General features: G+C 53.0%; 45 protein-coding genes. 39 read left to right on the plus strand and 6 right to left on the minus strand.

Translation table 11 applies throughout. The features are described 5' to 3' along the window. Positions 1–190 precede the first annotated feature (190 nt). From bfd to zntR, 32 genes are all read left to right on the plus strand, one after another. Entirely contained in the window at positions 191–385 is a 195-nt protein-coding gene (bfd, locus tag RTX96_RS20360; protein ID WP_021265642.1) for a bacterioferritin-associated ferredoxin, read from the plus strand. 70 nt (positions 386–455) lie between these two features. Then, positions 456–935 (plus strand): bacterioferritin, encoded by a 480-nt coding sequence (gene bfr, locus RTX96_RS20365; RefSeq protein WP_103821891.1) that lies wholly within the window; start codon positions 456–458, stop codon positions 933–935. Positions 936–1,233: 298 nt separating this feature from the next. Beyond that, positions 1,234–1,545: a 30S ribosomal protein S10 gene (gene rpsJ / locus RTX96_RS20370; RefSeq protein ID WP_001181005.1), complete on the plus strand. Its 312-nt coding sequence runs from the start codon at positions 1,234–1,236 to the stop codon at positions 1,543–1,545. 32 nt (positions 1,546–1,577) lie between these two features. Then, positions 1,578–2,207 carry a 50S ribosomal protein L3 gene (rplC, locus tag RTX96_RS20375; protein ID WP_103821892.1) on the plus strand — a complete coding sequence of 210 codons (630 nt, stop codon included), beginning with the start codon at positions 1,578–1,580 and terminating at the stop codon, positions 2,205–2,207. Between the two features lie 10 nt (positions 2,208–2,217). Then, positions 2,218–2,823 carry a 50S ribosomal protein L4 gene (rplD, locus tag RTX96_RS20380; protein ID WP_042396046.1) on the plus strand — a complete coding sequence of 202 codons (606 nt, stop codon included), beginning with the start codon at positions 2,218–2,220 and terminating at the stop codon, positions 2,821–2,823. Next, on the plus strand, positions 2,820–3,122 hold the full coding sequence (gene rplW / locus RTX96_RS20385; RefSeq protein ID WP_000617546.1) for a 50S ribosomal protein L23: 303 nt from the start codon (positions 2,820–2,822) through the stop codon (positions 3,120–3,122). The genes rplD and rplW overlap by 4 nt, the downstream gene beginning before the upstream one ends. A gap of 17 nt (positions 3,123–3,139) precedes the next feature. Beyond that, positions 3,140–3,961: a 50S ribosomal protein L2 gene (rplB, locus tag RTX96_RS20390; RefSeq protein WP_021265682.1), complete on the plus strand. Its 822-nt coding sequence runs from the start codon at positions 3,140–3,142 to the stop codon at positions 3,959–3,961. Between the two features lie 16 nt (positions 3,962–3,977). Beyond that, on the plus strand, positions 3,978–4,256 hold the full coding sequence (gene rpsS, locus RTX96_RS20395) for a 30S ribosomal protein S19 (RefSeq protein WP_001138115.1): 279 nt from the start codon (positions 3,978–3,980) through the stop codon (positions 4,254–4,256). Positions 4,257–4,270: 14 nt separating this feature from the next. Beyond that, on the plus strand, positions 4,271–4,603 hold the full coding sequence (rplV, locus tag RTX96_RS20400) for a 50S ribosomal protein L22 (RefSeq protein ID WP_002919773.1): 333 nt from the start codon (positions 4,271–4,273) through the stop codon (positions 4,601–4,603). A gap of 17 nt (positions 4,604–4,620) precedes the next feature. Further along, entirely contained in the window at positions 4,621–5,319 is a 699-nt protein-coding gene (gene rpsC / locus RTX96_RS20405; RefSeq protein ID WP_006817277.1) for a 30S ribosomal protein S3, read from the plus strand. A 12-nt stretch (positions 5,320–5,331) separates the two neighbouring features. After that, positions 5,332–5,742: a 50S ribosomal protein L16 gene (gene rplP / locus RTX96_RS20410; protein WP_004926449.1), complete on the plus strand. Its 411-nt coding sequence runs from the start codon at positions 5,332–5,334 to the stop codon at positions 5,740–5,742. Beyond that, entirely contained in the window at positions 5,742–5,933 is a 192-nt protein-coding gene (gene rpmC, locus RTX96_RS20415) for a 50S ribosomal protein L29 (protein WP_000644742.1), read from the plus strand. Before rplP ends, rpmC begins: the two co-directional genes overlap by 1 nt. Then, a complete protein-coding gene (rpsQ, locus tag RTX96_RS20420) occupies positions 5,933–6,187 on the plus strand; it encodes a 30S ribosomal protein S17 (protein WP_002438707.1) in 255 nt (84 codons plus the stop codon). The genes rpmC and rpsQ overlap by 1 nt, the downstream gene beginning before the upstream one ends. A gap of 163 nt (positions 6,188–6,350) precedes the next feature. Then, the gene (gene rplN / locus RTX96_RS20425) at positions 6,351–6,722 is read left to right on the plus strand and encodes a 50S ribosomal protein L14 (RefSeq protein WP_002919748.1); all 372 of its coding nucleotides are present in this window, start codon (positions 6,351–6,353) and stop codon (positions 6,720–6,722) included. A 10-nt stretch (positions 6,723–6,732) separates the two neighbouring features. Further along, entirely contained in the window at positions 6,733–7,047 is a 315-nt protein-coding gene (gene rplX / locus RTX96_RS20430) for a 50S ribosomal protein L24 (protein WP_042396035.1), read from the plus strand. Between the two features lie 14 nt (positions 7,048–7,061). Then, positions 7,062–7,601 (plus strand): 50S ribosomal protein L5, encoded by a 540-nt coding sequence (gene rplE, locus RTX96_RS20435; RefSeq protein ID WP_103821893.1) that lies wholly within the window; start codon positions 7,062–7,064, stop codon positions 7,599–7,601. Positions 7,602–7,615: 14 nt separating this feature from the next. Further along, positions 7,616–7,921 (plus strand): 30S ribosomal protein S14, encoded by a 306-nt coding sequence (gene rpsN / locus RTX96_RS20440; RefSeq protein ID WP_042396030.1) that lies wholly within the window; start codon positions 7,616–7,618, stop codon positions 7,919–7,921. Between the two features lie 33 nt (positions 7,922–7,954). Beyond that, the gene (gene rpsH, locus RTX96_RS20445; RefSeq protein ID WP_042396027.1) at positions 7,955–8,347 is read left to right on the plus strand and encodes a 30S ribosomal protein S8; all 393 of its coding nucleotides are present in this window, start codon (positions 7,955–7,957) and stop codon (positions 8,345–8,347) included. Positions 8,348–8,359: 12 nt separating this feature from the next. Continuing rightward, a complete protein-coding gene (gene rplF, locus RTX96_RS20450; RefSeq protein ID WP_103821894.1) occupies positions 8,360–8,893 on the plus strand; it encodes a 50S ribosomal protein L6 in 534 nt (177 codons plus the stop codon). 9 nt (positions 8,894–8,902) lie between these two features. After that, positions 8,903–9,256 (plus strand): 50S ribosomal protein L18, encoded by a 354-nt coding sequence (gene rplR / locus RTX96_RS20455; RefSeq protein ID WP_042396018.1) that lies wholly within the window; start codon positions 8,903–8,905, stop codon positions 9,254–9,256. 14 nt (positions 9,257–9,270) lie between these two features. Beyond that, positions 9,271–9,774, plus strand: coding sequence for a 30S ribosomal protein S5 (gene rpsE, locus RTX96_RS20460; RefSeq protein ID WP_042396015.1), 504 nt, complete (start codon positions 9,271–9,273; stop codon positions 9,772–9,774). 3 nt (positions 9,775–9,777) lie between these two features. Beyond that, positions 9,778–9,957: a 50S ribosomal protein L30 gene (rpmD, locus tag RTX96_RS20465; RefSeq protein WP_103821895.1), complete on the plus strand. Its 180-nt coding sequence runs from the start codon at positions 9,778–9,780 to the stop codon at positions 9,955–9,957. 3 nt (positions 9,958–9,960) lie between these two features. Further along, positions 9,961–10,395, plus strand: coding sequence for a 50S ribosomal protein L15 (gene rplO / locus RTX96_RS20470; protein WP_039076819.1), 435 nt, complete (start codon positions 9,961–9,963; stop codon positions 10,393–10,395). Between the two features lie 7 nt (positions 10,396–10,402). Beyond that, positions 10,403–11,734 (plus strand): preprotein translocase subunit SecY, encoded by a 1,332-nt coding sequence (secY, locus tag RTX96_RS20475; protein ID WP_042396006.1) that lies wholly within the window; start codon positions 10,403–10,405, stop codon positions 11,732–11,734. Between the two features lie 30 nt (positions 11,735–11,764). Continuing rightward, entirely contained in the window at positions 11,765–11,881 is a 117-nt protein-coding gene (rpmJ, locus tag RTX96_RS20480; protein WP_000868187.1) for a 50S ribosomal protein L36, read from the plus strand. Positions 11,882–12,027: 146 nt separating this feature from the next. After that, positions 12,028–12,384 (plus strand): 30S ribosomal protein S13, encoded by a 357-nt coding sequence (gene rpsM, locus RTX96_RS20485; RefSeq protein WP_042396003.1) that lies wholly within the window; start codon positions 12,028–12,030, stop codon positions 12,382–12,384. Positions 12,385–12,400: 16 nt separating this feature from the next. Continuing rightward, positions 12,401–12,790 carry a 30S ribosomal protein S11 gene (gene rpsK / locus RTX96_RS20490; protein ID WP_034899652.1) on the plus strand — a complete coding sequence of 130 codons (390 nt, stop codon included), beginning with the start codon at positions 12,401–12,403 and terminating at the stop codon, positions 12,788–12,790. Positions 12,791–12,823: 33 nt separating this feature from the next. After that, on the plus strand, positions 12,824–13,444 hold the full coding sequence (gene rpsD, locus RTX96_RS20495; protein ID WP_021265666.1) for a 30S ribosomal protein S4: 621 nt from the start codon (positions 12,824–12,826) through the stop codon (positions 13,442–13,444). A 25-nt stretch (positions 13,445–13,469) separates the two neighbouring features. Further along, a complete protein-coding gene (locus RTX96_RS20500) occupies positions 13,470–14,459 on the plus strand; it encodes a DNA-directed RNA polymerase subunit alpha (RefSeq protein ID WP_034461761.1) in 990 nt (329 codons plus the stop codon). Positions 14,460–14,499: 40 nt separating this feature from the next. Continuing rightward, on the plus strand, positions 14,500–14,886 hold the full coding sequence (rplQ, locus tag RTX96_RS20505) for a 50S ribosomal protein L17 (protein ID WP_042395993.1): 387 nt from the start codon (positions 14,500–14,502) through the stop codon (positions 14,884–14,886). A 111-nt stretch (positions 14,887–14,997) separates the two neighbouring features. Beyond that, entirely contained in the window at positions 14,998–15,366 is a 369-nt protein-coding gene (locus RTX96_RS20510; protein WP_103821896.1) for a DUF1992 domain-containing protein, read from the plus strand. Positions 15,367–15,368: 2 nt separating this feature from the next. Next, positions 15,369–15,800 carry a Zn(2+)-responsive transcriptional regulator gene (gene zntR, locus RTX96_RS20515; RefSeq protein ID WP_103821897.1) on the plus strand — a complete coding sequence of 144 codons (432 nt, stop codon included), beginning with the start codon at positions 15,369–15,371 and terminating at the stop codon, positions 15,798–15,800. A gap of 54 nt (positions 15,801–15,854) precedes the next feature. On the opposite strand, the gene mscL is transcribed toward zntR, so the two are convergent. From mscL to def, 5 genes are all read right to left on the minus strand, one after another. Beyond that, positions 15,855–16,268 (minus strand): large-conductance mechanosensitive channel protein MscL, encoded by a 414-nt coding sequence (gene mscL, locus RTX96_RS20520; protein WP_103821898.1) that lies wholly within the window; start codon positions 16,266–16,268, stop codon positions 15,855–15,857. Between the two features lie 69 nt (positions 16,269–16,337). Further along, positions 16,338–17,714 carry a Trk system potassium transporter TrkA gene (gene trkA, locus RTX96_RS20525; protein WP_103821899.1) on the minus strand — a complete coding sequence of 459 codons (1,377 nt, stop codon included), beginning with the start codon at positions 17,712–17,714 and terminating at the stop codon, positions 16,338–16,340. Between the two features lie 22 nt (positions 17,715–17,736). Further along, complete coding sequence (rsmB, locus tag RTX96_RS20530; protein ID WP_103821909.1) at positions 17,737–19,026, minus strand: 16S rRNA (cytosine(967)-C(5))-methyltransferase RsmB; 1,290 nt, start codon at positions 19,024–19,026, stop codon at positions 17,737–17,739. A 52-nt stretch (positions 19,027–19,078) separates the two neighbouring features. Then, positions 19,079–20,026 carry a methionyl-tRNA formyltransferase gene (gene fmt / locus RTX96_RS20535; protein ID WP_312671904.1) on the minus strand — a complete coding sequence of 316 codons (948 nt, stop codon included), beginning with the start codon at positions 20,024–20,026 and terminating at the stop codon, positions 19,079–19,081. Positions 20,027–20,046: 20 nt separating this feature from the next. Next, positions 20,047–20,556: a peptide deformylase gene (gene def, locus RTX96_RS20540; protein WP_103821901.1), complete on the minus strand. Its 510-nt coding sequence runs from the start codon at positions 20,554–20,556 to the stop codon at positions 20,047–20,049. A gap of 129 nt (positions 20,557–20,685) precedes the next feature. On the opposite strand from def, the gene dprA reads away from it, so the two are divergent. From dprA to RTX96_RS20570, 6 genes are read left to right on the plus strand one after another with little or no spacing between them, the layout of a single operon-like run. Then, on the plus strand, positions 20,686–21,810 hold the full coding sequence (gene dprA / locus RTX96_RS20545; protein ID WP_312671905.1) for a DNA-protecting protein DprA: 1,125 nt from the start codon (positions 20,686–20,688) through the stop codon (positions 21,808–21,810). Then, positions 21,782–22,255: a DUF494 family protein Smg gene (gene smg / locus RTX96_RS20550; protein ID WP_042395982.1), complete on the plus strand. Its 474-nt coding sequence runs from the start codon at positions 21,782–21,784 to the stop codon at positions 22,253–22,255. Before dprA ends, smg begins: the two co-directional genes overlap by 29 nt. Before the next feature lie 26 nt (positions 22,256–22,281). After that, complete coding sequence (locus RTX96_RS20555; RefSeq protein WP_312671906.1) at positions 22,282–22,836, plus strand: topoisomerase DNA-binding C4 zinc finger domain-containing protein; 555 nt, start codon at positions 22,282–22,284, stop codon at positions 22,834–22,836. Further along, on the plus strand, positions 22,829–23,401 hold the full coding sequence (gene tsaC, locus RTX96_RS20560; protein ID WP_103821904.1) for an L-threonylcarbamoyladenylate synthase type 1 TsaC: 573 nt from the start codon (positions 22,829–22,831) through the stop codon (positions 23,399–23,401). Before RTX96_RS20555 ends, tsaC begins: the two co-directional genes overlap by 8 nt. A 3-nt stretch (positions 23,402–23,404) precedes the next feature. Beyond that, entirely contained in the window at positions 23,405–24,223 is an 819-nt protein-coding gene (aroE, locus tag RTX96_RS20565) for a shikimate dehydrogenase (protein ID WP_103821905.1), read from the plus strand. Next, positions 24,220–24,477: a DUF1488 domain-containing protein gene (locus RTX96_RS20570; protein WP_103821906.1), complete on the plus strand. Its 258-nt coding sequence runs from the start codon at positions 24,220–24,222 to the stop codon at positions 24,475–24,477. Before aroE ends, RTX96_RS20570 begins: the two co-directional genes overlap by 4 nt. On the opposite strand, the gene RTX96_RS20575 is transcribed toward RTX96_RS20570, so the two are convergent. Beyond that, positions 24,453–25,013 carry a gamma carbonic anhydrase family protein gene (locus RTX96_RS20575; protein ID WP_103821907.1) on the minus strand — a complete coding sequence of 187 codons (561 nt, stop codon included), beginning with the start codon at positions 25,011–25,013 and terminating at the stop codon, positions 24,453–24,455. The genes RTX96_RS20570 and RTX96_RS20575 overlap by 25 nt on opposite strands. Before the next feature lie 26 nt (positions 25,014–25,039). Here RTX96_RS20575 and RTX96_RS20580 point away from each other — a divergent pair, with 26 nt between their 5' ends. Continuing rightward, entirely contained in the window at positions 25,040–25,222 is a 183-nt protein-coding gene (locus tag RTX96_RS20580) for a hypothetical protein (protein ID WP_103821908.1), read from the plus strand. Positions 25,223–25,349: the final 127 nt, after the last annotated feature.

Consider the following 25,349-nt stretch of genomic DNA (forward strand, 5'->3'; position numbering starts at 1 on the left):
TCGCAATCCGTGAAGGCGGCCGTACCGTTGGCGCGGGCGTTGTTGCTAAAGTTCTGGGCTAATAATTAATTATCCCTGAATAAAAAAGGACGCTTCGGCGTCCTTTTTTGCGTTCTGCTTTCCGCTTTCTGCTATTGTAATCATAACTATTCTCATTTACACTCTGCGCATAAATTGAACGGGAGCGATTATGTACGTCTGTTTGTGTAATGGGGTAAGTGATAAAACAATTCGTCAGGCCGTGCGCCAGTTCCGCCCCCAATCCTTCCAGCAGCTGCGTAAGTTTATCCCGGTCGGGAACCAGTGCGGCAAGTGCGTCCGTGCGGCCCGCGAGATCATGCAGAACGAGCTGATGCAAATTCCTGAATACCAGGAGATCGCATAAGCGAAAATCTTTTTTTGACATCCCGGTAGCGCCATCTACGCTTCACTTAGTGGAAGCGGAGGGACTAATAATGAAAGGTGATGTCAGAATCATAAGTTATCTCAATAAATTATTGGGAAATGAGCTTGTCGCAATCAATCAGTATTTTCTTCATGCCCGTATGTTCAAAAACTGGGGCCTTACCCGCCTCAACGATGTCGAATATCACGAATCCATAGATGAGATGAAGCACGCCGATAAGTACATCGAGCGTATTCTGTTTCTTGAAGGCATTCCAAACCTGCAGGACCTCGGCAAGCTGGGGATCGGTGAAGACGTAGAGGAGATGCTGCGCTCTGACCTGAACCTTGAACTTGAGGGCGCTAAAGATCTGCGTGAAGCCATCGCCTATGCCGATAGCGTTCATGACTACGTCAGCCGCGATATGATGATAGAGATCCTCGCGGATGAAGAGGGGCATATCGACTGGCTGGAGACCGAGCTGGATCTGATTACAAAAATTGGTCTACAGAACTACCTGCAGTCGCAGCTCAGAGAGCAGGCGAAGTAGCCGCACCGTACAACGCGTACTACCCTATTATCGAACCCGCAGCTGGCTAACGGCGGCGGGTTTTTTCTATCTGGTGCTTATTTTCTACACGACCCTTGCGTTAATGCCAGTTTTACGTATAATGCGCGGGCTTGTCTAATATAGACAGCGGTTCGATATGAACCACCGGTACTGCGTAAGCGATACCAGACAATGTTCCCAATTGGGGAACTCTGTAAGAACGGTTACACTCTCCCATCAATCGTAATGGGTTTGAGGAGTAACTATTTCGTCTATAAATAATTGGAGCTCTGGTCTCATGCAGAACCAAAGAATCCGTATCCGTCTTAAAGCGTTTGATCATCGTCTGATCGATCAATCAACCGCGGAAATCGTCGAGACTGCCAAGCGCACTGGTGCGCAGGTTCGTGGTCCGATCCCGCTGCCGACCCGCAAAGAGCGCTTTACCGTTCTGATCTCTCCGCACGTTAACAAAGACGCGCGCGATCAGTACGAAATTCGCACTCACAAGCGTCTGGTTGACATCGTTGAGCCAACCGAGAAAACCGTTGATGCTCTGATGCGTCTGGACCTGGCTGCCGGTGTAGACGTGCAGATCAGCCTGGGTTAATCAGGTCATCGAGCGATTGAGAGGTTGATACAATGATTGGTTTAGTCGGTAAAAAAGTGGGTATGACCCGCATCTTCACTGAAGATGGCGTCTCTATCCCAGTAACCGTAATCGAAGTTGAAGCAAACCGCGTTACTCAGATCAAAGATCTGGCTAACGATGGCTACCGTGCCGTTCAGGTCACTACCGGTGCTAAAAAAGCTAACCGTGTAACCAAGCCTGAAGCTGGTCACTTTGCTAAAGCTGGCGTTGAAGCTGGCCGTGGTCTGTGGGAATTCCGTCTTGCTGAAGGCGAAGAGTACACCGTAGGTCAGGACATCAGCGTTGAGCTGTTTGCTGAAGTTAAAAAAGTTGACGTAACCGGTACCTCTAAGGGTAAAGGTTTCGCCGGTACCGTTAAGCGCTGGAACTTCCGTACCCAGGACGCGACTCACGGTAACTCCTTGTCCCACCGCGTTCCGGGTTCTATCGGTCAGAACCAGACTCCGGGCAAAGTGTTCAAAGGCAAGAAGATGGCAGGTCAGCTGGGCAACGAACGTGTAACCGTTCAGAGCCTAGACGTAGTACGTGTTGACGCTGAGCGCAACCTGCTGCTGGTTAAGGGTGCTGTTCCGGGTGCTACCGGTAGCGACCTGATCGTTAAACCAGCTGTGAAGGCGTAAGGGGATAGCAATGGAATTAGTATTGAAAGACGCGCAAAGCGCGCTGACTGTTTCCGAAACTACCTTCGGTCGTGATTTCAACGAAGCGCTGGTTCACCAGGTTGTTGTTGCTTATGCAGCTGGTGCTCGTCAGGGTACTCGTGCTCAGAAGACTCGTGCTGAAGTAACTGGTTCCGGTAAAAAACCGTGGCGTCAGAAAGGCACCGGCCGTGCGCGTTCAGGTTCTGTTAAGAGCCCGATCTGGCGTTCAGGTGGCGTGACCTTCGCTGCGCGTCCGCAGGACCACAGTCAAAAAGTTAACAAAAAGATGTACCGCGGCGCGCTGAAAAGCATCCTGTCCGAGCTGGTACGTCAGGATCGTCTGATCGTTGTCGAGCAGTTCTCTCTGGAAGCGCCGAAAACCAAGCTTCTGGCTCAGAAACTGAAAGACATGGCTCTGGAAGATGTGCTGATCATCACCGGTGAGCTGGACGAGAACCTGTTCCTGGCCGCACGTAACCTGCACAAGGTTGACGTACGTGACGCAGCAGGTATCGACCCGGTTAGCCTGATCGCCTTCGACAAAGTCGTAATGACTGCTGAGGCTGTTAAGCAAGTTGAGGAGATGCTGGCATGATTCGTGAAGAACGTCTGCTGAAGGTGCTTCGTGCGCCGCACGTTTCTGAAAAAGCGTCTACTGCGATGGAAAAAACTAACACCATCGTGCTCAAAGTTGCTAAAGACGCGACTAAAGCAGAGATCAAAGCTGCTGTGCAGAAACTGTTTGAAGTCGAAGTCGAAGTCGTTAACACCCTGGTTGTTAAAGGGAAAGTTAAACGTCACGGACAGCGTATCGGTCGTCGTAGCGACTGGAAAAAAGCTTACGTCACCCTGAAAGAAGGCCAGAACCTGGACTTCGTTGGCGGCGCTGAGTAAGTCGGAGGAGTAATACAATGGCAGTTGTTAAGTGTAAACCGACATCTCCGGGTCGTCGCCACGTTGTTAAAGTGGTTAACCCTGAGCTGCATAAGGGCAAACCTTTTGCTCCGCTGGTTGAAAAAAACAGCAAATCCGGTGGTCGTAACAACAATGGTCGTATCACCACTCGTCACATCGGTGGCGGCCATAAGCAGGCTTATCGTATTGTTGACTTCAAACGCAACAAAGATGGTATCCCGGCGACTGTTGAACGTCTTGAGTACGATCCGAACCGCTCCGCGAACATCGCGCTGGTTCTGTACAAAGATGGCGAACGTCGTTACATCCTGGCCCCTAAAGGCCTGAAAGCGGGCGACCAGATTCAGTCTGGCGTTGATGCTGCAATCAAAGCGGGTAACACCCTGCCGATGCGCAACATCCCGGTTGGTTCTACCGTTCATAACGTAGAAATGAAACCAGGTAAAGGCGGTCAGCTGGCGCGTTCTGCTGGTACTTACGTTCAGATCGTTGCGCGCGACGGTGCTTATGTCACCCTGCGTCTGCGTTCTGGTGAAATGCGTAAAGTCGAAGCAGACTGCCGCGCTACCCTGGGCGAAGTTGGCAATGCTGAGCATATGCTGCGCGTTCTGGGTAAAGCAGGTGCTGCACGCTGGCGTGGTGTTCGTCCTACCGTTCGCGGTACTGCGATGAACCCAGTCGACCACCCACATGGTGGTGGTGAAGGTCGTAACTTTGGTAAGCACCCGGTAACTCCGTGGGGCGTTCAGACCAAAGGTAAGAAGACCCGCAGCAACAAGCGTACTGATAAATTTATCGTACGTCGCCGTAGCAAATAATTTTAGAGGATAAGCCATGCCACGTTCTCTCAAGAAAGGTCCTTTTATTGACCTGCACTTGCTGAAGAAGGTAGAGAAAGCGGTGGAAAGCGGAGACAAGAAGCCCCTGCGCACTTGGTCCCGTCGTTCAACGATCTTTCCTAACATGATCGGTTTGACCATCGCTGTCCATAATGGTCGTCAGCACGTTCCAGTCTTTGTTTCCGACGAAATGGTTGGTCACAAACTGGGTGAATTCGCACCGACTCGTACTTATCGCGGCCACGCTGCTGATAAAAAAGCGAAGAAGAAATAAGGTAGGAGGAAGAGATGGAAACTTTAGCTCAACATCGCCATGCTCGTTCTTCTGCTCAGAAGGTTCGCCTTGTTGCTGACCTGATTCGCGGTAAGAAAGTGTCGCAGGCCCTGGACATCCTGACCTATACCAACAAGAAAGCTGCGGTATTGGTTAAGAAGGTACTGGAATCTGCCATTGCTAACGCTGAACACAACGATGGCGCTGACATTGACGATCTGAAAGTTGCGAAAATTTTCGTAGACGAAGGCCCGAGCATGAAGCGCATTATGCCGCGTGCGAAAGGTCGTGCAGATCGCATCCTGAAGCGCACCAGCCACATCACTGTGGTTGTGTCCGATCGCTGAGACTCTGGAGACTAGCAATGGGTCAGAAAGTACATCCTAATGGTATTCGCCTGGGTATTGTAAAACCATGGAACTCAACCTGGTTTGCGAACACCAAAGAATTCGCTGACAACCTGGACAGCGATTTTAAAGTACGTCAGTACCTGACTAAGGAACTGGCTAAAGCGTCTGTATCTCGTATCGTTATCGAGCGTCCGGCTAAGAGCATCCGTGTGACCATTCACACCGCTCGCCCGGGTATCGTTATCGGTAAGAAAGGCGAAGACGTAGAAAAACTGCGCAAGGTCGTAGCGGATATCGCTGGCGTTCCTGCACAGATCAACATCGCCGAAGTGCGTAAGCCTGAACTGGACGCAAAACTGGTTGCTGACAGCATCACTTCACAGCTGGAGCGTCGTGTGATGTTCCGCCGTGCAATGAAGCGTGCTGTACAGAACGCAATGCGTCTGGGCGCTAAAGGTATCAAAGTTGAAGTTAGCGGCCGTCTGGGCGGCGCGGAAATCGCACGTACCGAATGGTACCGCGAAGGTCGCGTTCCGCTGCACACGCTGCGTGCGGACATCGACTACAACACCTCTGAAGCGCACACCACTTATGGTGTAATCGGCGTTAAGGTATGGATCTTCAAAGGTGAGATCCTGGGTGGTATGGCTGCTGTTGAACAACCGGAACCGGCTGCTCAACCTAAAAAGCAGCAGCGTAAAGGCCGTAAATAAGGAGCGTCGCTGATGTTACAACCAAAGCGTACAAAATTCCGTAAAGTGCACAAAGGCCGCAACCGTGGTCTGGCGCAGGGTACGGATGTTAGCTTCGGCACTTTCGGTCTGAAAGCTGTTGGCCGTGGTCGTCTGACTGCCCGTCAGATCGAAGCAGCACGTCGTGCTATGACCCGTGCAGTTAAGCGTCAAGGTAAGATCTGGATCCGTGTATTCCCGGACAAACCGATCACTGAGAAGCCGCTGGAAGTTCGTATGGGTAAAGGTAAAGGTAACGTGGAGTATTGGGTTGCCTTGATTCAGCCAGGTAAAGTCCTGTATGAAATGGACGGTGTTCCTGAAGAGCTGGCCCGTGAAGCATTCAGCCTGGCAGCAGCGAAACTGCCGATTAAAACCACCTTTGTAACTAAGACGGTGATGTAATGAAAGCAAAAGAGCTGCGTGAGAAGAGTGTTGAAGAGCTGAACACCGAGCTGCTGAACCTGCTGCGTGAGCAGTTCAACCTGCGTATGCAGGCAGCAAGTGGCCAGCTGCAACAGTCTCACCTGTTGAAGCAAGTGCGTCGTGATGTCGCACGCGTTAAGACTTTACTGACTGAGAAGGCGGGTGCGTAATGACCGATAAAATCCGTACTCTGCAAGGTCGCGTTGTTAGCGATAAAATGGAGAAATCCATCGTTGTTGCTATCGAACGTTTTGTGAAACACCCGATCTACGGTAAATTCATCAAGCGTACGACCAAACTGCACGTACATGACGAGAACAACGAATGTGGTATCGGCGACAAGGTTGAAATCCGTGAATGCCGTCCGCTGTCCAAGACTAAGTCCTGGACTCTGGTTCGCGTTGTAGAGAAAGCGGTTCTGTAATACAGTACGCTCTCTCAAGATAGACGGTCCAGCAATGGGCCGTTTATTTTTTCTACCCATACGCAGAAAGCGGTGTTATAATGCCGCGCCCTCGATATGGGGCTTTTTAATGACCCGAGATTTTGGGTCCCAAAGTAGTAGTTGACATTAGCGGAGCACTGAAATGATCCAAGAACAGACTATGCTGAACGTCGCCGACAACTCCGGTGCACGTCGCGTAATGTGTATCAAGGTTCTGGGTGGCTCGCACCGTCGCTACGCAGGCGTAGGCGACATCATCAAGATCACCATCAAGGAAGCAATTCCGCGTGGTAAGGTCAAAAAAGGTGATGTGCTGAAGGCGGTAGTGGTGCGCACCAAGAAGGGTGTTCGTCGCCCGGACGGTTCTGTCATTCGCTTCGATGGTAATGCATGCGTTATTCTGAACAATAACAGCGAGCAGCCTATCGGTACGCGTATTTTTGGGCCGGTAACTCGTGAACTTCGTACTGAAAAGTTCATGAAAATTATCTCTCTGGCACCAGAAGTACTCTAAGGAGCGAATCATGGCAGCTAAAATCCGTCGTGATGACGAAGTTATCGTGTTAACCGGTAAAGATAAAGGTAAGCGCGGTAAAGTAAAAAATGTTCTGTCTTCCGGCAAAATCGTCGTTGAAGGTATCAACCTGGTTAAGAAACATCAGAAGCCGGTTCCGGCCCTGAACCAGCCAGGCGGCATCGTAGAGAAAGAAGCAGCTATTCAGATCTCTAACGTTGCAATCTTCAATGCGGCAACCGGCAAGGCTGACCGTGTAGGCTTTAGATTCGAAGACGGCAAAAAAGTCCGTTTCTTCAAGTCTAACAGCGAAACTATCAAGTAATTTGGAGTAGTACGATGGCGAAACTGCATGATTACTACAAAGACGAAGTAGTTAACAAACTCATGACTGAGTTTAGCTACAATTCTGTCATGCAAGTCCCTCGGGTCGAGAAGATCACCCTGAACATGGGTGTTGGTGAAGCGATCGCTGACAAGAAGCTGCTGGATAACGCAGTAGCTGACCTGGCAGCAATCTCCGGTCAAAAGCCGTTTGTCACCAAAGCACGCAAATCTGTTGCAGGCTTCAAAATCCGTCAGGGCTATCCGATCGGCTGTAAAGTAACTCTGCGTGGCGAACGCATGTGGGAGTTCTTTGAGCGCCTGATCACTATTGCTGTACCGCGTATTCGTGACTTCCGTGGCCTGTCCGCTAAGTCATTCGATGGTCGTGGTAACTACAGCATGGGTGTCCGTGAGCAGATCATCTTCCCAGAAATCGATTACGACAAAGTCGATCGCGTGCGTGGTTTGGATATTACCATCACCACTACTGCGAAATCTGATGAAGAAGGCCGTGCTCTGCTGGCTGCCTTTGACTTCCCGTTCCGCAAGTAAGGTAGGGTTACTGAATGGCTAAGCAATCAATGAAAGCACGCGAAGTAAAACGCGTAGCTTTAGCTGATAAATTCTTCGCTAAACGCGCTGAACTGAAAGCTATCATCTCTGATGTGAACGCTTCCGACGAAGATCGTTGGAACGCAGTTCTGAAGCTGCAGACTCTGCCGCGTGATTCCAGCCCGTCTCGTCAGCGTAACCGCTGCCGTCAAACTGGTCGTCCGCACGCTTTCCTGCGGAAGTTCGGGTTGAGCCGTATTAAGGTCCGTGAAGCCGCTATGCGCGGTGAAATCCCGGGTCTTAAAAAGGCTAGCTGGTAATTGTCACCAATTGAATCACGGGAGTAAAGACAGATGAGCATGCAAGATCCGATCGCGGATATGCTGACCCGTATCCGTAACGGTCAGGCCGCGAACAAAGCTGCGGTCACCATGCCTTCCTCCAAGCTGAAAGTGGCAATTGCCAACGTGCTGAAGGAAGAAGGTTTTATTGAAGAATTTAAAGTTGAAGGCGACACCAAGCCTGAACTGGAAGTGACTCTGAAGTACTTCCAGGGCAAAGCTGTTGTAGAAAGCATTCAGCGTGTCAGCCGCCCAGGTCTGCGCATCTATAAGAAAAAAGATGAGCTGCCGAAAGTTATGGCGGGTCTGGGTATCGCAGTTGTTTCTACCTCTAAAGGTGTTATGACTGATCGTGCAGCGCGCCAAGCTGGTCTTGGTGGCGAAATTATCTGCTACGTAGCCTAATCGGAGGAAAAAATGTCTCGTGTTGCTAAAGCACCGGTCGTTGTTCCTGCCGGCGTTGATGTAAAAATCAACGGTCAGGTTATTACGATCAAAGGTAAAAACGGCGAGCTGACTCGTACTCTCAACGATGCTGTTGAAGTGAATCATGCAGATAACGCACTGACCTTCGGTCCGCGTGATGGTTACGTGGATGGTTGGGCTCAGGCTGGTACCGCGCGTGCCCTGCTGAATTCAATGGTTATCGGTGTTACCGAAGGCTTCACTAAGAAGCTGCAGCTGGTTGGTGTAGGTTATCGTGCAGCAGTCAAAGGGAATGCAGTAAACCTGTCTCTGGGTTTCTCGCATCCTGTTGAGCATCAGCTGCCAGCGGGGATCACCGCAGAATGTCCGACTCAGACTGAAATCGTGCTGAAAGGCGCTGATAAGCAGGTGATCGGCCAGGTTGCAGCAGATCTGCGCGCCTACCGTCGTCCTGAGCCTTACAAAGGCAAGGGTGTTCGTTACGCCGACGAAGTCGTGCGTACCAAAGAGGCTAAGAAGAAGTAAGGTAACACTATGGATAAGAAATCTGCTCGTATCCGTCGTGCGACCCGCGCACGCCGCAAGCTCCAGGAGCTGGGTGCAACTCGCCTGGTGGTACATCGTACCCCGCGTCACATTTACGCACAGGTAATTGCTCCGAATGGTTCTGAAGTTCTGGTAGCTGCTTCTACTGTAGAAAAAGCTATCGCTGAACAACTGAAGTTCACCGGAAACAAAGACGCCGCCGCAGCTGTAGGTAAAGCTGTTGCAGAACGCGCTCTGGAAAAAGGCATCAAAGATGTTTCTTTTGACCGTTCCGGGTTCCAATATCATGGTCGTGTCCAGGCACTGGCAGATGCTGCCCGTGAAGCTGGCCTTCAGTTCTAAGGTAGAGGTGTAAGATGTCACACATCGAAAAACAAGCTGGCGAACTGCAGGAAAAGCTGATCGCGGTTAACCGCGTATCTAAAACCGTAAAAGGTGGTCGTATTTTCTCCTTCACAGCTCTGACTGTAGTAGGCGATGGTAACGGTCGCGTTGGTTTTGGTTACGGTAAAGCGCGTGAAGTTCCAGCAGCGATCCAGAAAGCGATGGAAAAAGCCCGTCGCAACATGATTAACGTCGCGCTGAACCACGGCACCCTGCAGCACCCGGTTAAAGGTGTGCACACGGGTTCTCGTGTATTCATGCAGCCGGCTTCAGAAGGTACCGGTATCATCGCCGGTGGTGCAATGCGCGCCGTTCTGGAAGTCGCTGGGGTTCATAACGTTCTGGCTAAAGCCTATGGTTCCACCAACCCGATCAACGTGGTTCGTGCAACTATCGACGGCCTGGAAAATATGAATTCTCCAGAAATGGTCGCTGCCAAGCGTGGTAAATCCGTTGAAGAAATTCTGGGGAAATAAGCCATGGCAAAGACTATTAAAATTACTCAAACCCGCAGTGCAATCGGTCGTCTGCCGAAACACAAGGCAACGCTGCTTGGCCTGGGTCTGCGTCGTATTGGTCACACCGTAGAGCGCGAGGATACTCCTGCTGTTCGTGGTATGGTCAACGCGATTTCCTTCATGGTTAAAGTTGAGGAGTAAGAGATGCGTTTAAATACTCTGTCTCCGGCCGAAGGCTCTAAAAAGGCGGGTAAACGCCTGGGTCGTGGTATCGGTTCTGGCCTCGGTAAAACCGGTGGTCGTGGTCACAAAGGTCAGAACTCTCGTTCTGGCGGTGGCGTACGTCGCGGTTTCGAGGGTGGTCAGATGCCTCTGTACCGTCGTCTGCCGAAATTCGGTTTCACTTCGCGTAAAGCAATGATCACGGCAGAAGTTCGTCTGTCCGATCTGGCTAAAGTAGAAGGCGACGTAGTTGACCTGAACACGCTGAAAGCGGCAAACATTATCGGTATCCAGATCGAGTTCGCGAAAGTGATCCTGTCTGGTGAAGTTTCTACTCCGGTAACTGTTCGTGGCCTGCGTGTTACTAAAGGCGCTCGTGCTGCTATCGAAGCTGCTGGTGGTAAAATCGAGGAATAAGTAGCAGATGGCTAAACAACCGGGATTAGATTTTCAAAGTGCCAAAGGTGGCTTAGGCGAGCTGAAACGCAGACTGCTGTTTGTAATCGGTGCGCTGATTGTGTTCCGTATTGGCTCTTTTATTCCGATCCCTGGTATTGATGCCGCTGTACTTGCCAAACTGCTTGAGCAACAGCGAGGCACCATCATTGAGATGTTCAACATGTTCTCTGGTGGTGCTCTCAGCCGAGCTTCAATCTTTGCGCTGGGCATTATGCCGTATATTTCGGCCTCTATTATTGTCCAGCTGTTAACGGTGGTTTACCCACCGCTGGCAGAGCTGAAGAAAGAAGGGGAGTCTGGTCGTCGTAAGATCAGCCAGTACACCCGTTACGGCACTCTGGTGCTGGCAATATTCCAGTCGATCGGTATTGCTACCGGTCTTCCGAATATGCCTGGTATGCAGGGCCTGGTAATGAATCCAGGCTTTGCATTCTATTTCACCGCTGTTGTAAGTCTGGTCACAGGAACAATGTTCCTGATGTGGCTCGGCGAACAGATTACTGAACGTGGTATCGGCAACGGTATCTCGATCATTATCTTCGCTGGTATCGTTGCGGGACTCCCGCCAGCCATTGCCCATACGATCGAGCAAGCGCGTCAAGGCGACCTGCACTTCCTCCTGTTGCTGTTGGTTGCAGTATTAGTATTTGCAGTGACGTTCTTTGTTGTGTTTGTTGAACGTGGTCAACGCCGCATTGTGGTAAACTACGCGAAACGCCAACAGGGCCGTCGTGTCTATGCTGCACAGAGCACACATTTACCGCTGAAAGTGAATATGGCGGGGGTAATCCCGGCAATCTTCGCTTCCAGTATTATCCTGTTCCCAGCGACCATCGCGTCATGGTTCGGGAACGGTACTGGTTGGAACTGGCTGACAACAATTTCGCTGTATTTGCAGCCTGGGCAACCGCTTTATGTGTTACTCTATGCGACTGCAATCATCTTCTTCTGTTTCTTCTACACGGCGTTGGTTTTCAACCCGCGTGAAACAGCAGATAACCTGAAGAAGTCCGGTGCATTTGTACCAGGAATTCGTCCGGGAGAACAAACGGCGAAGTACATCGATAAAGTAATGACCCGCCTGACTCTGGTCGGTGCGCTCTACATTACCTTTATCTGCCTGATCCCGGAGTTCATGCGTGATGCAATGAAAGTACCGTTCTACTTCGGTGGAACCTCACTGCTCATCGTTGTTGTCGTGATTATGGACTTTATGGCTCAAGTGCAAACTCTGATGATGTCGAGTCAGTATGAGTCTGCATTGAAGAAGGCGAACCTGAAAGGCTATAGCCGCTAAAGGTCGCTCGAGAAGTTACGGAGAGTAAAAATGAAAGTTCGTGCTTCCGTCAAGAAATTATGCCGTAACTGCAAAATCGTTAAGCGTGATGGCGTCATCCGCGTGATTTGCAGTGCCGAGCCGAAGCATAAACAGCGCCAAGGCTGATTATTTCGCATATTTTTCTTGCAAAGTTGGGTTGAGCTGGCTAGATTAGCCAGCCAATCTTTTGTATGTCTGTACGTTTCCATTTGAGTATCCTGAAAACGGGCTTTTCAGCATGGTGCGTACATATTAAATAGTAGGAGTGCATAGTGGCCCGTATAGCAGGCATTAACATTCCTGATCAGAAACACGCCGTGATCGCATTAACTTCGATCTACGGTGTCGGCAAGACCCGTTCTAAAGCCATTCTGGCTTCTGCGGGTATCGCTGAAGATGTTAAGATCAGTGAGCTGTCTGAAGAACAAATCGACACGCTGCGTGACGAAGTTGCCAAATTTGTCGTTGAAGGTGATCTGCGCCGTGAAGTTAGCATGAGCATCAAGCGCCTTATGGACCTTGGTTGCTATCGCGGTTTGCGTCATCGTCGTGGTCTGCCAGTGCGCGGTCAGCGTACTAAGACCAACGCACGTACCCGTAAGGGTCCGCGCAAACCGATCAAGAAATAATCGGGGTGATTGAATAATGGCAAAGGCACCAGTTCGTGCACGTAAGCGTGTAAGAAAACAAGTCTCTGACGGCGTGGCTCATGTCCATGCTTCTTTTAACAACACCATCGTAACTATTACCGATCGTCAGGGTAATGCGCTGGGTTGGGCAACAGCCGGTGGTTCCGGTTTCCGTGGTTCTCGCAAATCCACTCCGTTCGCAGCTCAGGTTGCAGCAGAGCGTTGCGCTGACGCCGTAAAAGAATACGGTATCAAGAATCTGGAAGTTATGGTTAAAGGTCCGGGTCCAGGCCGCGAATCTACTATTCGTGCTCTGAACGCCGCTGGTTTCCGCATCACTAACATTACTGATGTGACTCCGATCCCTCATAACGGTTGTCGTCCGCCGAAAAAACGCCGCGTATAACGCTGTCGTTTCCAGGTTTGTTGGAGAAAGAAAATGGCAAGATATTTGGGTCCTAAGCTCAAGCTGAGCCGTCGTGAGGGCACCGACTTATTCCTTAAGTCTGGCGTTCGCGCGATCGATACCAAGTGTAAAATTGAACAAGCTCCTGGCCAGCACGGTGCGCGTAAACCGCGTCTGTCTGACTATGGTGTACAGTTGCGTGAAAAGCAGAAAGTTCGCCGTATGTACGGTGTTCTGGAGCGTCAGTTCCGTAACTACTATAAAGAAGCAGCTCGTCTGAAAGGCAACACGGGTGAAAACCTGCTGGCTCTGCTCGAAGGTCGTCTGGACAACGTAGTATACCGTATGGGCTTTGGCGCAACTCGCGCGGAAGCACGTCAGCTCGTTAGCCATAAAGCAATCATGGTAAACGGCCGCGTTGTTAACATCGCTTCTTATCAGGTAACTCCGAATGACGTAGTTAGCATCCGTGAGAAAGCCAAAAAGCAATCTCGCGTGAAGGCCGCTCTGGAGTTGGCTGAGCAGCGTGAAAAGCCAACCTGGCTGGAAGTTGATGCTGGCAAGATGGAAGGTACGTACAAGCGCAAGCCTGAGCGTTCTGATCTGTCTGCGGACATTAACGAACACCTGATCGTCGAGCTTTACTCCAAGTAAAGCTTAGTACCAAAGAGAGGACACAATGCAGGGTTCTGTGACAGAGTTTCTAAAACCGCGCCTGGTAGATATCGAGCAAGTGAGTTCGACGCACGCCAAGGTGACCCTTGAGCCTTTAGAGCGTGGCTTTGGCCATACTCTGGGTAACGCACTGCGCCGTATTCTGCTCTCATCGATGCCGGGTTGTGCGGTGACCGAGGTTGAGATTGATGGTGTACTGCATGAGTACAGCACCAAAGAAGGCGTTCAGGAAGATATCCTGGAGATCCTGCTCAACCTGAAAGGGCTGGCGGTGAGAGTTCAAGGTAAAGATGATGTTATTCTTACCCTGAATAAATCTGGCATTGGCCCTGTGACTGCAGCCGACATCACCCACGACGGTGATGTCGAAATCGTCAAGCCGCAGCACGTGATCTGCCACCTGACCGATGAGAACGCATCTATTAGCATGCGTATCAAAGTTCAGCGCGGTCGTGGTTATGTGCCGGCTTCTGCCCGAATTCATTCGGAAGAAGATGAGCGCCCGATTGGCCGTCTGCTGGTCGACGCATGCTATAGCCCTGTAGAGCGTATTGCCTACAATGTTGAAGCAGCGCGTGTAGAGCAGCGTACCGACCTGGACAAGCTGGTCATCGAAATGGAAACCAACGGCACAATCGATCCTGAAGAGGCGATTCGTCGTGCGGCAACCATCCTGGCAGAACAACTGGAAGCTTTCGTTGACTTACGTGATGTACGTCAGCCGGAAGTGAAAGAAGAGAAACCAGAATTCGATCCGATCCTGCTGCGCCCTGTTGACGATCTGGAATTGACTGTCCGCTCTGCTAACTGCCTTAAAGCAGAAGCTATCCACTATATCGGTGATCTGGTACAGCGTACCGAGGTTGAGCTACTTAAAACGCCTAACCTGGGTAAAAAATCTCTTACCGAGATTAAAGACGTGCTGGCCTCCCGTGGTCTGTCTCTGGGCATGCGCCTGGAAAACTGGCCGCCGGCAAGCATTGCTGACGAGTAACCGGATCACAGGTTAAGGTTTTACTGAGAAGGATAAGGTCATGCGCCATCGTAAGAGTGGTCGTCAACTGAACCGCAACAGCAGCCATCGCCAGGCTATGTTCCGCAATATGGCAGGTTCACTGGTTCGTCATGAGATCATCAAGACGACCCTGCCTAAAGCGAAAGAGCTGCGCCGCGTAGTTGAGCCGCTGATTACTCTTGCCAAGACTGATAGCGTAGCTAATCGTCGTCTGGCATTCGCCCGTACTCGTGATAACGAGATCGTGGCAAAACTGTTTAACGAGCTGGGCCCGCGTTTCGCGAGCCGTGCCGGTGGTTACACTCGTATTCTGAAGTGTGGCTTCCGTGCAGGCGACAACGCGCCGATGGCATACATCGAGCTGGTTGATCGTTCAGAATCGCAAGCAGAAGCTGCTGCAGAGTAATCTGTAGCAACATAAAAAGACCCGCTTCGGCGGGTTTTTTTATTTCTCTCTTCCTCCACCTCTCCCCTGCTAAAATAGCACTGTGCCTGAGTTCATCCCCTGGAGTCGACTATGTGGTTACTCGATCAGTGGGCAGAACGCCATATTCGCGATGCCCAGCAACAAGGTGAGTTTGATAATCTACCCGGTAGCGGTGAGCCGCTGCGTCTCGACGATGACGCGCATGTTCCCCCCGAGCTACGGGCAGGTTACCGATTGCTGAAAAACGCCGGCTGTTTACCTCCGGAACTGGCCCAGCGTAAAGAGGCTCTGGCGTTGGCCGATCTGCTAAAGACGGTACAGCAAGATCATCCTGACTATCAGGAACTCAGCCGCAGGTTAAGCCTGCTTGAGCTCCAGCTGCGCCAGGCAGGTTTAAGCACCGATTTTCTGCGCGGCGAGTACGCCGATAAGCTAATGAAAAAAATGGGCGAGGAGTAACTATGTACCGAATTGGAGAGCTGGCGAAGCTCGCAGAGGTGACGCCCGATACCGTTCGCTATTATGAAAAGCAGCAGATGATGGATCACGAGGTGCGAACCCAGGGCGGTTTCCGTCTCTATACCGATGGCGATCTGCAGCGGCTGAAGTTTATTCGTCATGCGCGTCAGCTTGGTTTTACCCTCGAGTCGATCCGCGAGCTGCTGTCGATCCGTATCGATCCCGAGCACCACACCTGTCAGGAGTCAAAAAGCATTGTCCAGTCCCGCCTGAGTGAGGTCGAAGCCCGTATTGACGAGTTGCAGGTAATGCGCCGTTCACTACAACGGCTAAACGATGCCTGCTGCGGCACAGCCCATAGCAGCGTTTACTGTTCGATTCTGGAGGCGCTGGAGCAGGGTGGGATAAAGGGTGAGACAGGGAAGGGTTGCTAACAAGGTCAAAGGCCAGCGGCAAAAGCGTATCTTACCTTTGCCGCTGGCTTTCCATTAAGGACGGCCGTTCTGCTCTTTAAGCAGATCGCGGATCTCGGTCAGCAGTAGCTCCTCTTTAGAGGGTGCCGGTGGCGCTTTAGGTTCTTCTTTCTTCTTCTGATGAAGCCGGTTAATCAGCTTGATCGCCATAAAGATCGCAAATGCCACGATCAGAAAATCGAAAATGTTCTGAATGAAGACACCGTAGTGCATGACAACGGCCGGAAGGTCACCCTGCGCCGGACGCAGCGTCCACGCGAACTGTTTGAAATCGACGCCGCCGATCAGCAGGCCAAGGGGAGGCATAATGATATCGGCAACCAGCGACGAGACAATTTTACCGAACGCCGCACCAATAATGACCCCGACAGCCAGATCGATAACGTTGCCGCGCATGGCGAAAGCGCGAAACTCTTTTAACAAACTCATTTTATTCTCCTTATGCCAAAGACCCACTAAGTCTAACAAAGGTCTCTTTAATTTCCATTGCTGGGGTTATTACAGGAAGAAAGGGCTAGGCTGGAATAGCCGTTCAACATCAGTAATAAACTTTTTATCCGTCAGGAACATGATGACGTGATCGCCCTGCTCAATACGTAAATTATCGTTAGCAATCATGACGTCATTGCCGCGCACAACCGCTCCGATAATCGTTCCCGGCGGCAGCTTGATCTCATCTATTACCCGACCCACGACGCGGGAAGTGCTCTCGTCACCGTGGGCAACGGCCTCGATCGCCTCGGCAACGCCCCGGCGCAGAGAGGAGACGCCCACGATATCTGCTTTACGCACGTGGCTTAGCAGAGCTGAGATCGTTGCTTCCTGCGGTGAGATAGCGATATCAATGACGCTACCCTGCACAAGATCAACGTAGGCACGGCGCTGGATCAGCACCATCACTTTTTTCGCACCCATGCGCTTGGCCAGCATGGCAGACATAATGTTGGCTTCATCGTCGTTGGTAACGGCAATGAAAAGATCCACCTGATCGATATGCTCTTCCGCCAGCAGCTCTTGATCCGATGCATCACCATAGAAGACGATCGTATTTTGCAGCTTCTCGGCCAATTCCGCCGCCCGGCGTTGATCGCGCTCGATCAGCTTAACGCTGTAGTCCTTCTCCAGCTGGCTCGCCAACCCTGCGCCAATATTACCGCCACCCACCAGCATGATGCGCTTATAGGGTTTTTCGAGACGCTGTAGCTCACTCATTACCGCGCGAATATGCTGCGATGCGGCGATAAAAAATACCTCATCGCCTGCTTCAACGATGGTCGATCCTTGCGGGCGGATCGGCCTGTCGTGACGAAAGATGGCCGCAACCCGGGTGTCGATATGCGGCATATGCTCGCGCATAATCGAAAGGGCGTTACCCACCAGCGGACCGCCGTAGTAAGCTTTCACTACCGCAAGGCTGACTTTACCCTCGGCAAAGTTAACGACCTGCAATGCGCCAGGATACTCAATCAAGCGATAGATGCTGTCGATGACCAGCTGCTCTGGCGCAATGAGATGATCGATAGGCACGGCGTCGGTATTAAACAGTTTGTCTGCATCGCGCACGTAGTCAGGGGCGCGAATACGGGCGATGCGGTTCGGCGTGTTGAACAGCGAGTAGGCGACCTGACAGGCAACCATATTGGTCTCATCAGAGCTGGTTACGGCAACCAGCATATCCGCATCGTCCGCGCCTGCTTCACGTAAAACACGGGGATGGGAGCCATGCCCCTGAACAACGCGCAGGTCAAATTTATCCTGCAACATGTGCAGGCGATCGCCATTGATATCAACAACGGTAATGTCATTGTTTTCACCGACCAGGTTTTCGGCCAACGTGCCGCCAACCTGTCCTGCACCCAGAATGATTATCTTCATCAGCTGCGACCCGTCATCTCAATCACCGTTTGATTAGCTTAGCGTAATAGAAGCCGTCACCCTCTTCCGCGCCCGGAAGATTTTGCTGTCCAGGCTGCGCTGGCGTACCTGTACCGCTCAGCTGTGCATCCGGCGTACGCGTGAGGAACGCGGCAATTTGCAGACTGTTCTCCTCCGGCAGGACGGAACAGGTCGCATACACCAGCGTACCGCCCGGTTTCAGGTGCGGCCAGATGGCGTCGAGAATAGCGGACTGCAGCTGGACCAATTCCGGAATATCGCGATCGCGGCGCAGCCATTTGATATCCGGATGACGGCGGATCACGCCGGTAGCTGAGCAGGGGGCATCGAGCAGAATACGATCGAACTGCTGATCACCGCACCACTGGGAAGGGAAGCGGCCATCGCCCTGCTTAACCTGCGCCTTCATCCCCAGACGCTTCAGGTTATCGTAGACGCGGGAGAGGCGCTGCTCGTCGACGTCAACCGCCAGCACGCGGGCTTCAGGGGCGACTTCGAGAATATGCGTGGTTTTACCGCCGGGAGCCGCACAGAGATCGAGGATCTGTTCGCCGTTCTGCGGCTCGAGAAAGTTCATGCAGCCCTGGGCAGAGGCATCCTGCACGGTCACCCAGCCCTGGTCGAAGCCGGGCAGGGCCTGTACCGGGGCCGGCGAGGCCAGGCGCACGGCATCAGGATAGTCGCTATGAGGGAAACCCTCCTGGCCGGAAGCCTGCAGCAACGCCAGCCAGGCATCGCGGGAGTGGTGGTTACGGTTTACCCGCAGCCACATCGGCGGACGTAGGTTATTCGCCTCTACGATGCTCTCCCACTGCTGCGGATAGGCTTTTTGCAGCCGCTTAAGCAGCCAGTCAGGGTGTAAAAAACGGCTTTCGCTGGTGGCAAACTCCGCCAGCAGCGGCTCCTGCTGACGCTGGAACTGACGCAGCACGCCGTTGATCAGGCCTTTGAGCTGCGGGCGTTTAATCGCTACCGCCCCCTCTACCGTCTCGGCTAATGCAGCGTGCGGCGGAACGCGGGTATAGAGCAGCTGATAAAACCCAACCATGATTAAATAGTGAAGGGTGCGCTGCTTGCCCGTCATTGGCCGGGACATCAGCTTATTGATGAGCCACTCCATCTGGGAGAGCGTGCGCAGCACGCCGAAGCAGAGCTCCTGGAGCAGGGCTTTATCTTTATCTGAGACTTTCTGTTGCAGGGCAGGGAGGACGTTACTCAGCGACTGCCCCTGCTCAACAACCTGTTCGATGGCCTGCGCTGCCATGCTGCGTAAATTGATCGTTTTTTTCATAACCGCAAAAATAAAAATGCCCGGCAACACCGGGCGTTAAAGGTAGGGGCCGTCAGGCCAGACGGTGACCGGGAATAAACCAGTCGCGACGGGAGTTCAGTAAGTCCTGAGCGCCCATCGCCTTTTTACCCGCCGGCTGCAGCGACTCGAGATTCAGAATGCCGTCGGCGGTCGCAACCTGAATGCCCTGCTTATTGGCCTCAACAATGGTGCCAGGCTCGGCGCTGGTCTGCTGGTTAATCACCGATGCCTTCCAGACTTTGACCGGCTGCTCGTCGATCTCCAGCCAGCTCATCGGCCACGGGTTAAATGCCCGGATGCAGCGCTCAAGCTGGGCCGCAGAGAGTGACCAGTCAATACGCGCTTCCTCTTTGCTGAGCTTTTCAGCATAGGTCACGAGCGCCTCATCCTGGACCTGCGGCTGGGCTGTACCCTCTGCCAGCTGGGCCAGGGTTTCAATCAACCCCTGCGGGCCAAGTTCGGCAAGCTTGTCATAGAGCGAAGCGCTGGTGTCGTCGGCGGTAATCGGGCAGGAGAGCGTGTAGAGCATATCGCCGGTGTCCAACCCCACGTCCATCTGCATAATGGTGACGCCCGTTTCGGCATCTCCCGCCCACAGCGAACGCTGAATGGGCGCCGCGCCGCGCCAGCGTGGCAGCAGCGATCCATGAACGTTAATGCAGCCAAGGCGCGGCATATCAAGTACCGCCTTCGGCAGGATTAAGCCATAGGCAACGACAACCATGACGTCAGCGTTGAGATCGGCAACCCGCTGCTGGTTCTCCTGCGGGCGCAAAGAGACGGGCTGATAGACAGGTAAACCTTTCGCTTCAGCCAGCACCTTTACCGGACTCGGCATCAGTTTTTTACCGCGCCCGGCGGGCCTGTCTGGTTGAGTGAAGACGCCAACCACCTGGTGCCCGGATGACAGCAGCGCATCAAGATGACGCGCTGCAAAGTCAGGCGTACCGGCGAAGATAATACGTAGTGAATCCGACACGTTGATCCTTTTGGCTTCGGTTATGCGCGACCGTTCAGGCGGTCCAGTTTTTCCACTTTCTGGCGAATGCGCTGACGCTTCATCGGCGACAGGTAGTCGATAAACAGTTTGCCGACCAGGTGATCCATTTCGTGCTGAATGCAGATGGCCAGCAGGCCGTCGGCTTCCAGCTCAAAGGATTTGCCTTCGCGATCGAGCGCGCGGATTTTTACTTTTTCGGCCCGTGGGATCAGCGCACGCTGTTCAGGGATCGACAGGCAACCCTCTTCGATACCGGTTTCGCCGCTCTTTTCCAGCAGCTCCGGGTTAATAAGCACCAGCTGCTCGTCGCGGTTCTCAGAAACATCGATGACAATAATACGCTGGTGGATATCCACCTGCGTGGCGGCAAGGCCAATACCCTCTTCGGCGTACATCGTTTCAAACATATCATCTACGATGCGCTGAATGTCTGCATTCACTTCTTTTACCGGCGCAGCGACTTTGCGAAGGCGCTCGTCCGGAATATGTAACACGTGCAAAACTGACATAAATACCCAGGAGTTGTGTTCAGGAGTTGAAAAGATCGTTACCACTATTCTAGACAAATCCCCCTCCGATTGACAGCATCTGTGACCAATCGTAAAGATTGCAACCACCCCGTGTGGCAAGGGACAAGGATGACTTTGACAGAGATTTGGCTGCGCCTGATCCATCTCGGCGAGCTCTACGGCGAACGGATGCTGGAGGCCGCGCAATATTTAGCAGCTTATCCCCATCTCGACGCAAAAACGCTCTCGCTCGCCGGGCTGACGGCCAAACAGAGCGCACGCTTTTATGCTCTCTCTCCCCGCGATATCGACAGCGCGCTTGCGTGGCTGGCTCTGCCTGGGCATCGCCTGCTGTTGGCGAGCGATGCGGATTACCCCCCAGCGCTGCGTGCCATTGCCGATTTTCCCGGGGCGCTGTTTGTGAAGGGGGATGTCAACCTGCTCACCACCCCGCAGCTGGCCGTAGTGGGTAGTCGAGCAAACTCATGGTATGGCGAACGGTGGGGGCGCTATTTCTGCGAACGGATCGCGGCTTACGGCATAACAATCACCAGCGGGCTAGCGTTAGGGATTGACGGCATTGCCCATCGCGGCGCCCTGCGCGGCAACGGCAAGAGTCTGGCGGTACTGGGTAACGGCCTGCAACAGATCTACCCCCGCCGTCATGCCGCACTGGCGGCACAGCTTATTGAGTCAGGCGGCGCGCTGGTGTCAGAGTTTCCACTGGCCGCACCGCCCTGGCCGGGTAACTTTCCCCGGCGTAACCGGATTATCAGCGGCCTTAGCCAGGGCGTGCTGGTGGTAGAAGCTGCCCTGCGCAGCGGTTCTCTGGTGACCGCAAGATGTGCGATGGATCAGGGGCGTGAGGTCTTCACGCTGCCCGGCGCGTTAGGCAGCCCGGGTAGCGAAGGTCCTCACTGGCTGATCCAGCAGGGCGCAACGCTGGTTACTACCCCGGAGGAGATCCTCGAAAATCTACAACAGGGTTTACGCTGGCTACAAAATGCACACGAAAAACCAATTTATTCGTCAGAACACCAAGCGGCGGCATTGCCATTTCCTGAGCTCCTGGCTAACGTAGGAGATGAGGTAACACCTGTTGACGTCGTCGCTGAACGTGCCGGCCAACCTGTGCCAGTGATTGTGGCCCAGCTACTCGAACTGGAGTTAGCAGGATGGATCGCAGCTGTACCCGGCGGCTATGTCCGATTAAGGAGGGCAAGCCATGTTCGACGTACTAATGTATTTGTTTGAGACTTATATCCACAATGAAGCAGAACTGCGTGTGGATCAGGACAAACTGGAACGGGACCTCACTGACGCTGGTTTTGACCGTGAGGATATCTACAACGCGTTACTGTGGCTGGAGAAGCTTGCTGACTATCAGGAAGGCCTTGCCGAACCGATGCAGCTTGCCTCAGACCCTCTCTCTCTGCGTATCTACACCGCAGAAGAGTGTGAACGGCTGGATGCCAGCTGCCGGGGTTTCCTGTTATTCCTCGAGCAGATTCAGGTGCTAAACCTCGAAACCCGAGAAATGGTGATTGAGCGCGTGCTGGCGCTGGATACGGCAGAGTTCGAGCTGGAGGATCTTAAATGGGTCATCCTGATGGTGCTCTTTAATATCCCGGGGTGTGAGAACGCCTATCAGCAGATGGAAGAATTACTCTTTGAAGTGAATGAAGGTATGCTGCACTAACTATCGTCGCAGCATCAAGAGTTGTTATGGCCAAATCAGCACTGTTTTCGGTGTCTAATCAAGAGCCCTGCCCGCAGTGCGGGGCTCCGCTTGTTATTCGGACCGGGAAACGCGGGCCGTTTCTCGGTTGTTCCCACTATCCTGAATGTGACTATGTCCGCTCCCTGAAAAGCCAGGCCGACGGGCATATCGTCAAGGTTCTGGAGGGCCAGCTGTGCCCGCTTTGCCAGTCGGTTCTAGTGCTTCGCCAGGGGCGCTTCGGCATGTTTATTGGCTGTAGCCACTATCCCGAATGCGGACATACCGAGACAATCGATAAACCTGACGATACCGCTATTACCTGCCCGCAGTGTAAGCAGGGCACTTTGGTTCAGCGGCGTTCACGCTATGGCAAAACCTTTCACTCCTGCGATCGCTATCCGGATTGCCAGTTTGTAATCAATTTTAAACCGGTAGCGGGAGAGTGTCCGGCGTGTCACTACCCGTTGCTAATAGAGAAGAAAACCGCACAGGGCATTAAATGTTTCTGCGCCAGTAAACAATGTGGAAAGCCGGTCACGGCGGAAAAGAACAGTGAATAATAACCTGCCTTCAGGCTCCATCGTAAATGCGGTGGCGGTACTGAATAGAGAAGAAGTCATCGCCTATCCCACCGAAGCCGTTTTTGGCGTCGGCTGCGATCCCGACAGCGAAACGGCGGTTAACCGCCTGCTGGCGTTAAAACAACGTCCGGTAGAGAAGGGGTTGATCCTTATCGCCGCCAGCTTTGAGCAGCTGAAACCGTATATAGATGAGCAGGCATTAAATGATGCCCAGCGAGAGGCGGTATTTGCCTGCTGGCCTGGACCGGTAACCTTTGTGTTCCCGGCAAAGCCGACTACGCCGCGCTGGCTAACCGGGCGTTTTGACTCCCTGGCCGTACGGGTTACCGATCATCCACTGGTGGTGGAGCTATGTAAGGCATACGGCAAACCGCTGGTTTCTACCAGTGCAAATCTCACCGGGCTGCCGCCGTGCCGGACAACCGAAGAGGTGCGCGCGCAGTTTGGCGAGGCGTTTCCGGTTGTAGAAGGGAAAACCGGCGGGCGTGAAAACCCGTCTGAGATCCGTGACGCATTGACCGGCGAACGTTTTCGCCAGGGGTGATCTATGGAAACCTACGCCGTTTTTGGTAATCCCATTGCGCACAGCAAATCGCCGTTTATTCATCAGCAGTTTGCCCAGCAGTTGCGGATTGCTCACCCTTACGGGCGCGTTCTGGCTCCCGTTGGGGATTTTATTGCGACGCTAAACGCTTTTTTCGCTGAGGGTGGAAAGGGGGCTAACGTCACCGTTCCCTTTAAAGAAGAAGCCTTTGCCCGGGCGGATGAGCTGACCGAGCGCGCGGCGCTTGCCGGGGCGGTTAACACCCTTAAGCGTCTTGAGGATGGCCGCCTGCTGGGGGATAACACCGACGGTATCGGCCTGCTTAGCGATCTGCAGCGGCTGGGGTTTATTAAACCGGGCTTTCGCATTCTGCTGATTGGCGCAGGTGGCGCGTCACGCGGCGTGCTGCTGCCGCTGCTCTCTCTCGACTGTGCGGTGACGATAACCAACCGGACATTCTCACGCGCCGAAGCGCTGGCGACGCTATTCGCCCATACCGGCAGCGTCAGCGCCGTCGCGATGACGGATCTTACCGGACACGAATTCGATCTTATTATTAATGCGACTTCCAGCGGTATCAGCGGGGAAACGCCGCCGATCCCTGACTCACTGATCGATAGCCATAGTCACTGCTATGACATGTTCTATCAAAAAGGAGAGACGCCGTTCCTGCGCTGGTGTGAACAGCAGGGTGCAAAACAGCGGGCGGACGGGTTAGGTATGCTGGTGGCACAGGCCGCTCATGCGGTGCTGCTCTGGCACGGCGTGCTGCCGGAAACTGCGCCGGTGATTGAACGGCTCAAACAGGAGCTGGCGGGGTGAACCAGGCGATTCAATTTCCCGATCGGGAAGCGTGGCGTGACGAACTGCAGGCCGTCTGCTTCCCAGCGCTGGTTAACGGCATGCAGCTAAGCTGCGCGATCCAAGCCGAAACGTTAGTAAAGCGGTTCGGCGGCGACACGCCAGCCCAGTGGCTGGCGCTTTTTCAGGAACATCGCTGGGATCTGGAAGAGGAAGCTGAACAGCTGATCCGGGATCAGCAAGAGGACGATCAGGGCTGGGTGTGGCTCTCCTGAGCCTGTTCCAGATAGTCGTCTTTCCATTTCACATAGTTATTGGCTGAGTACTTCAGTCCCTCGATCTCCGCCTCCGTCAGGGGGCGGATCTGTTTAACCGGGCTGCCTAAATAGAGAAAGCCGCTCGCCAGGCGCTTATTCTGTGGTACCAGGCTACCCGCGCCAATCATGACGTCATCCTCTACAACGACCCCATCAAGCAAAATGGACCCCATTCCGACCAGCACTCTATTACCCACGGTGCAGCCGTGCAGCATCACTTTATGCCCTACCGTCACATCTTCACCAATAATGAGCGGATTACCTTCCGGGTTATAGGAAGATTTATGGGTAACGTGCAGCACGCTACCATCCTGAATATTGCTGCGGGCACCAATCTGCACGTAATTCACATCGCCACGGATCGCAACCAGCGGCCAGATGCCGACATCATCGGCCACTCTGACATCGCCGATCACCACGCTGGTGGCATCAACCATCACGCGTTGGCCAATTTTAGGATAGAGATCTTTATAAGAACGTAGAACAGCGGACATGGTTACCTCGTCAAAACAGAAGTGATATGGATGACTTTGGTAGCTTTAGCGGCCCGGCGCAAGCCCTTTACGCGTCAAAATTTAAGCAGATCGCACAGGATCCCAGCAGAAAGAGTGAAAAACCGACGGTCGGTAAAAAAGATCTAAAAAAGGCTTGTGCAAAAAAATGGGATCCCTATAATGCGCCTCCATCGAAACGGCAAACGTGAATCACTTCACGGAAACAGCCGGTTCGGTTGAAGAGAAAAAATCCTGAAATTCGGGGTTGACTCTGAGAGAGAAAAGCGTAATATACGCCACCTCGCGACAGAGCGCTGAAGCGCGTCGCAACTGCTC

The sequence above is a fragment of the Pseudescherichia sp. genome (assembly GCF_032052675.1).
Lineage (GTDB): Bacteria > Pseudomonadota > Gammaproteobacteria > Enterobacterales > Enterobacteriaceae > Pseudescherichia.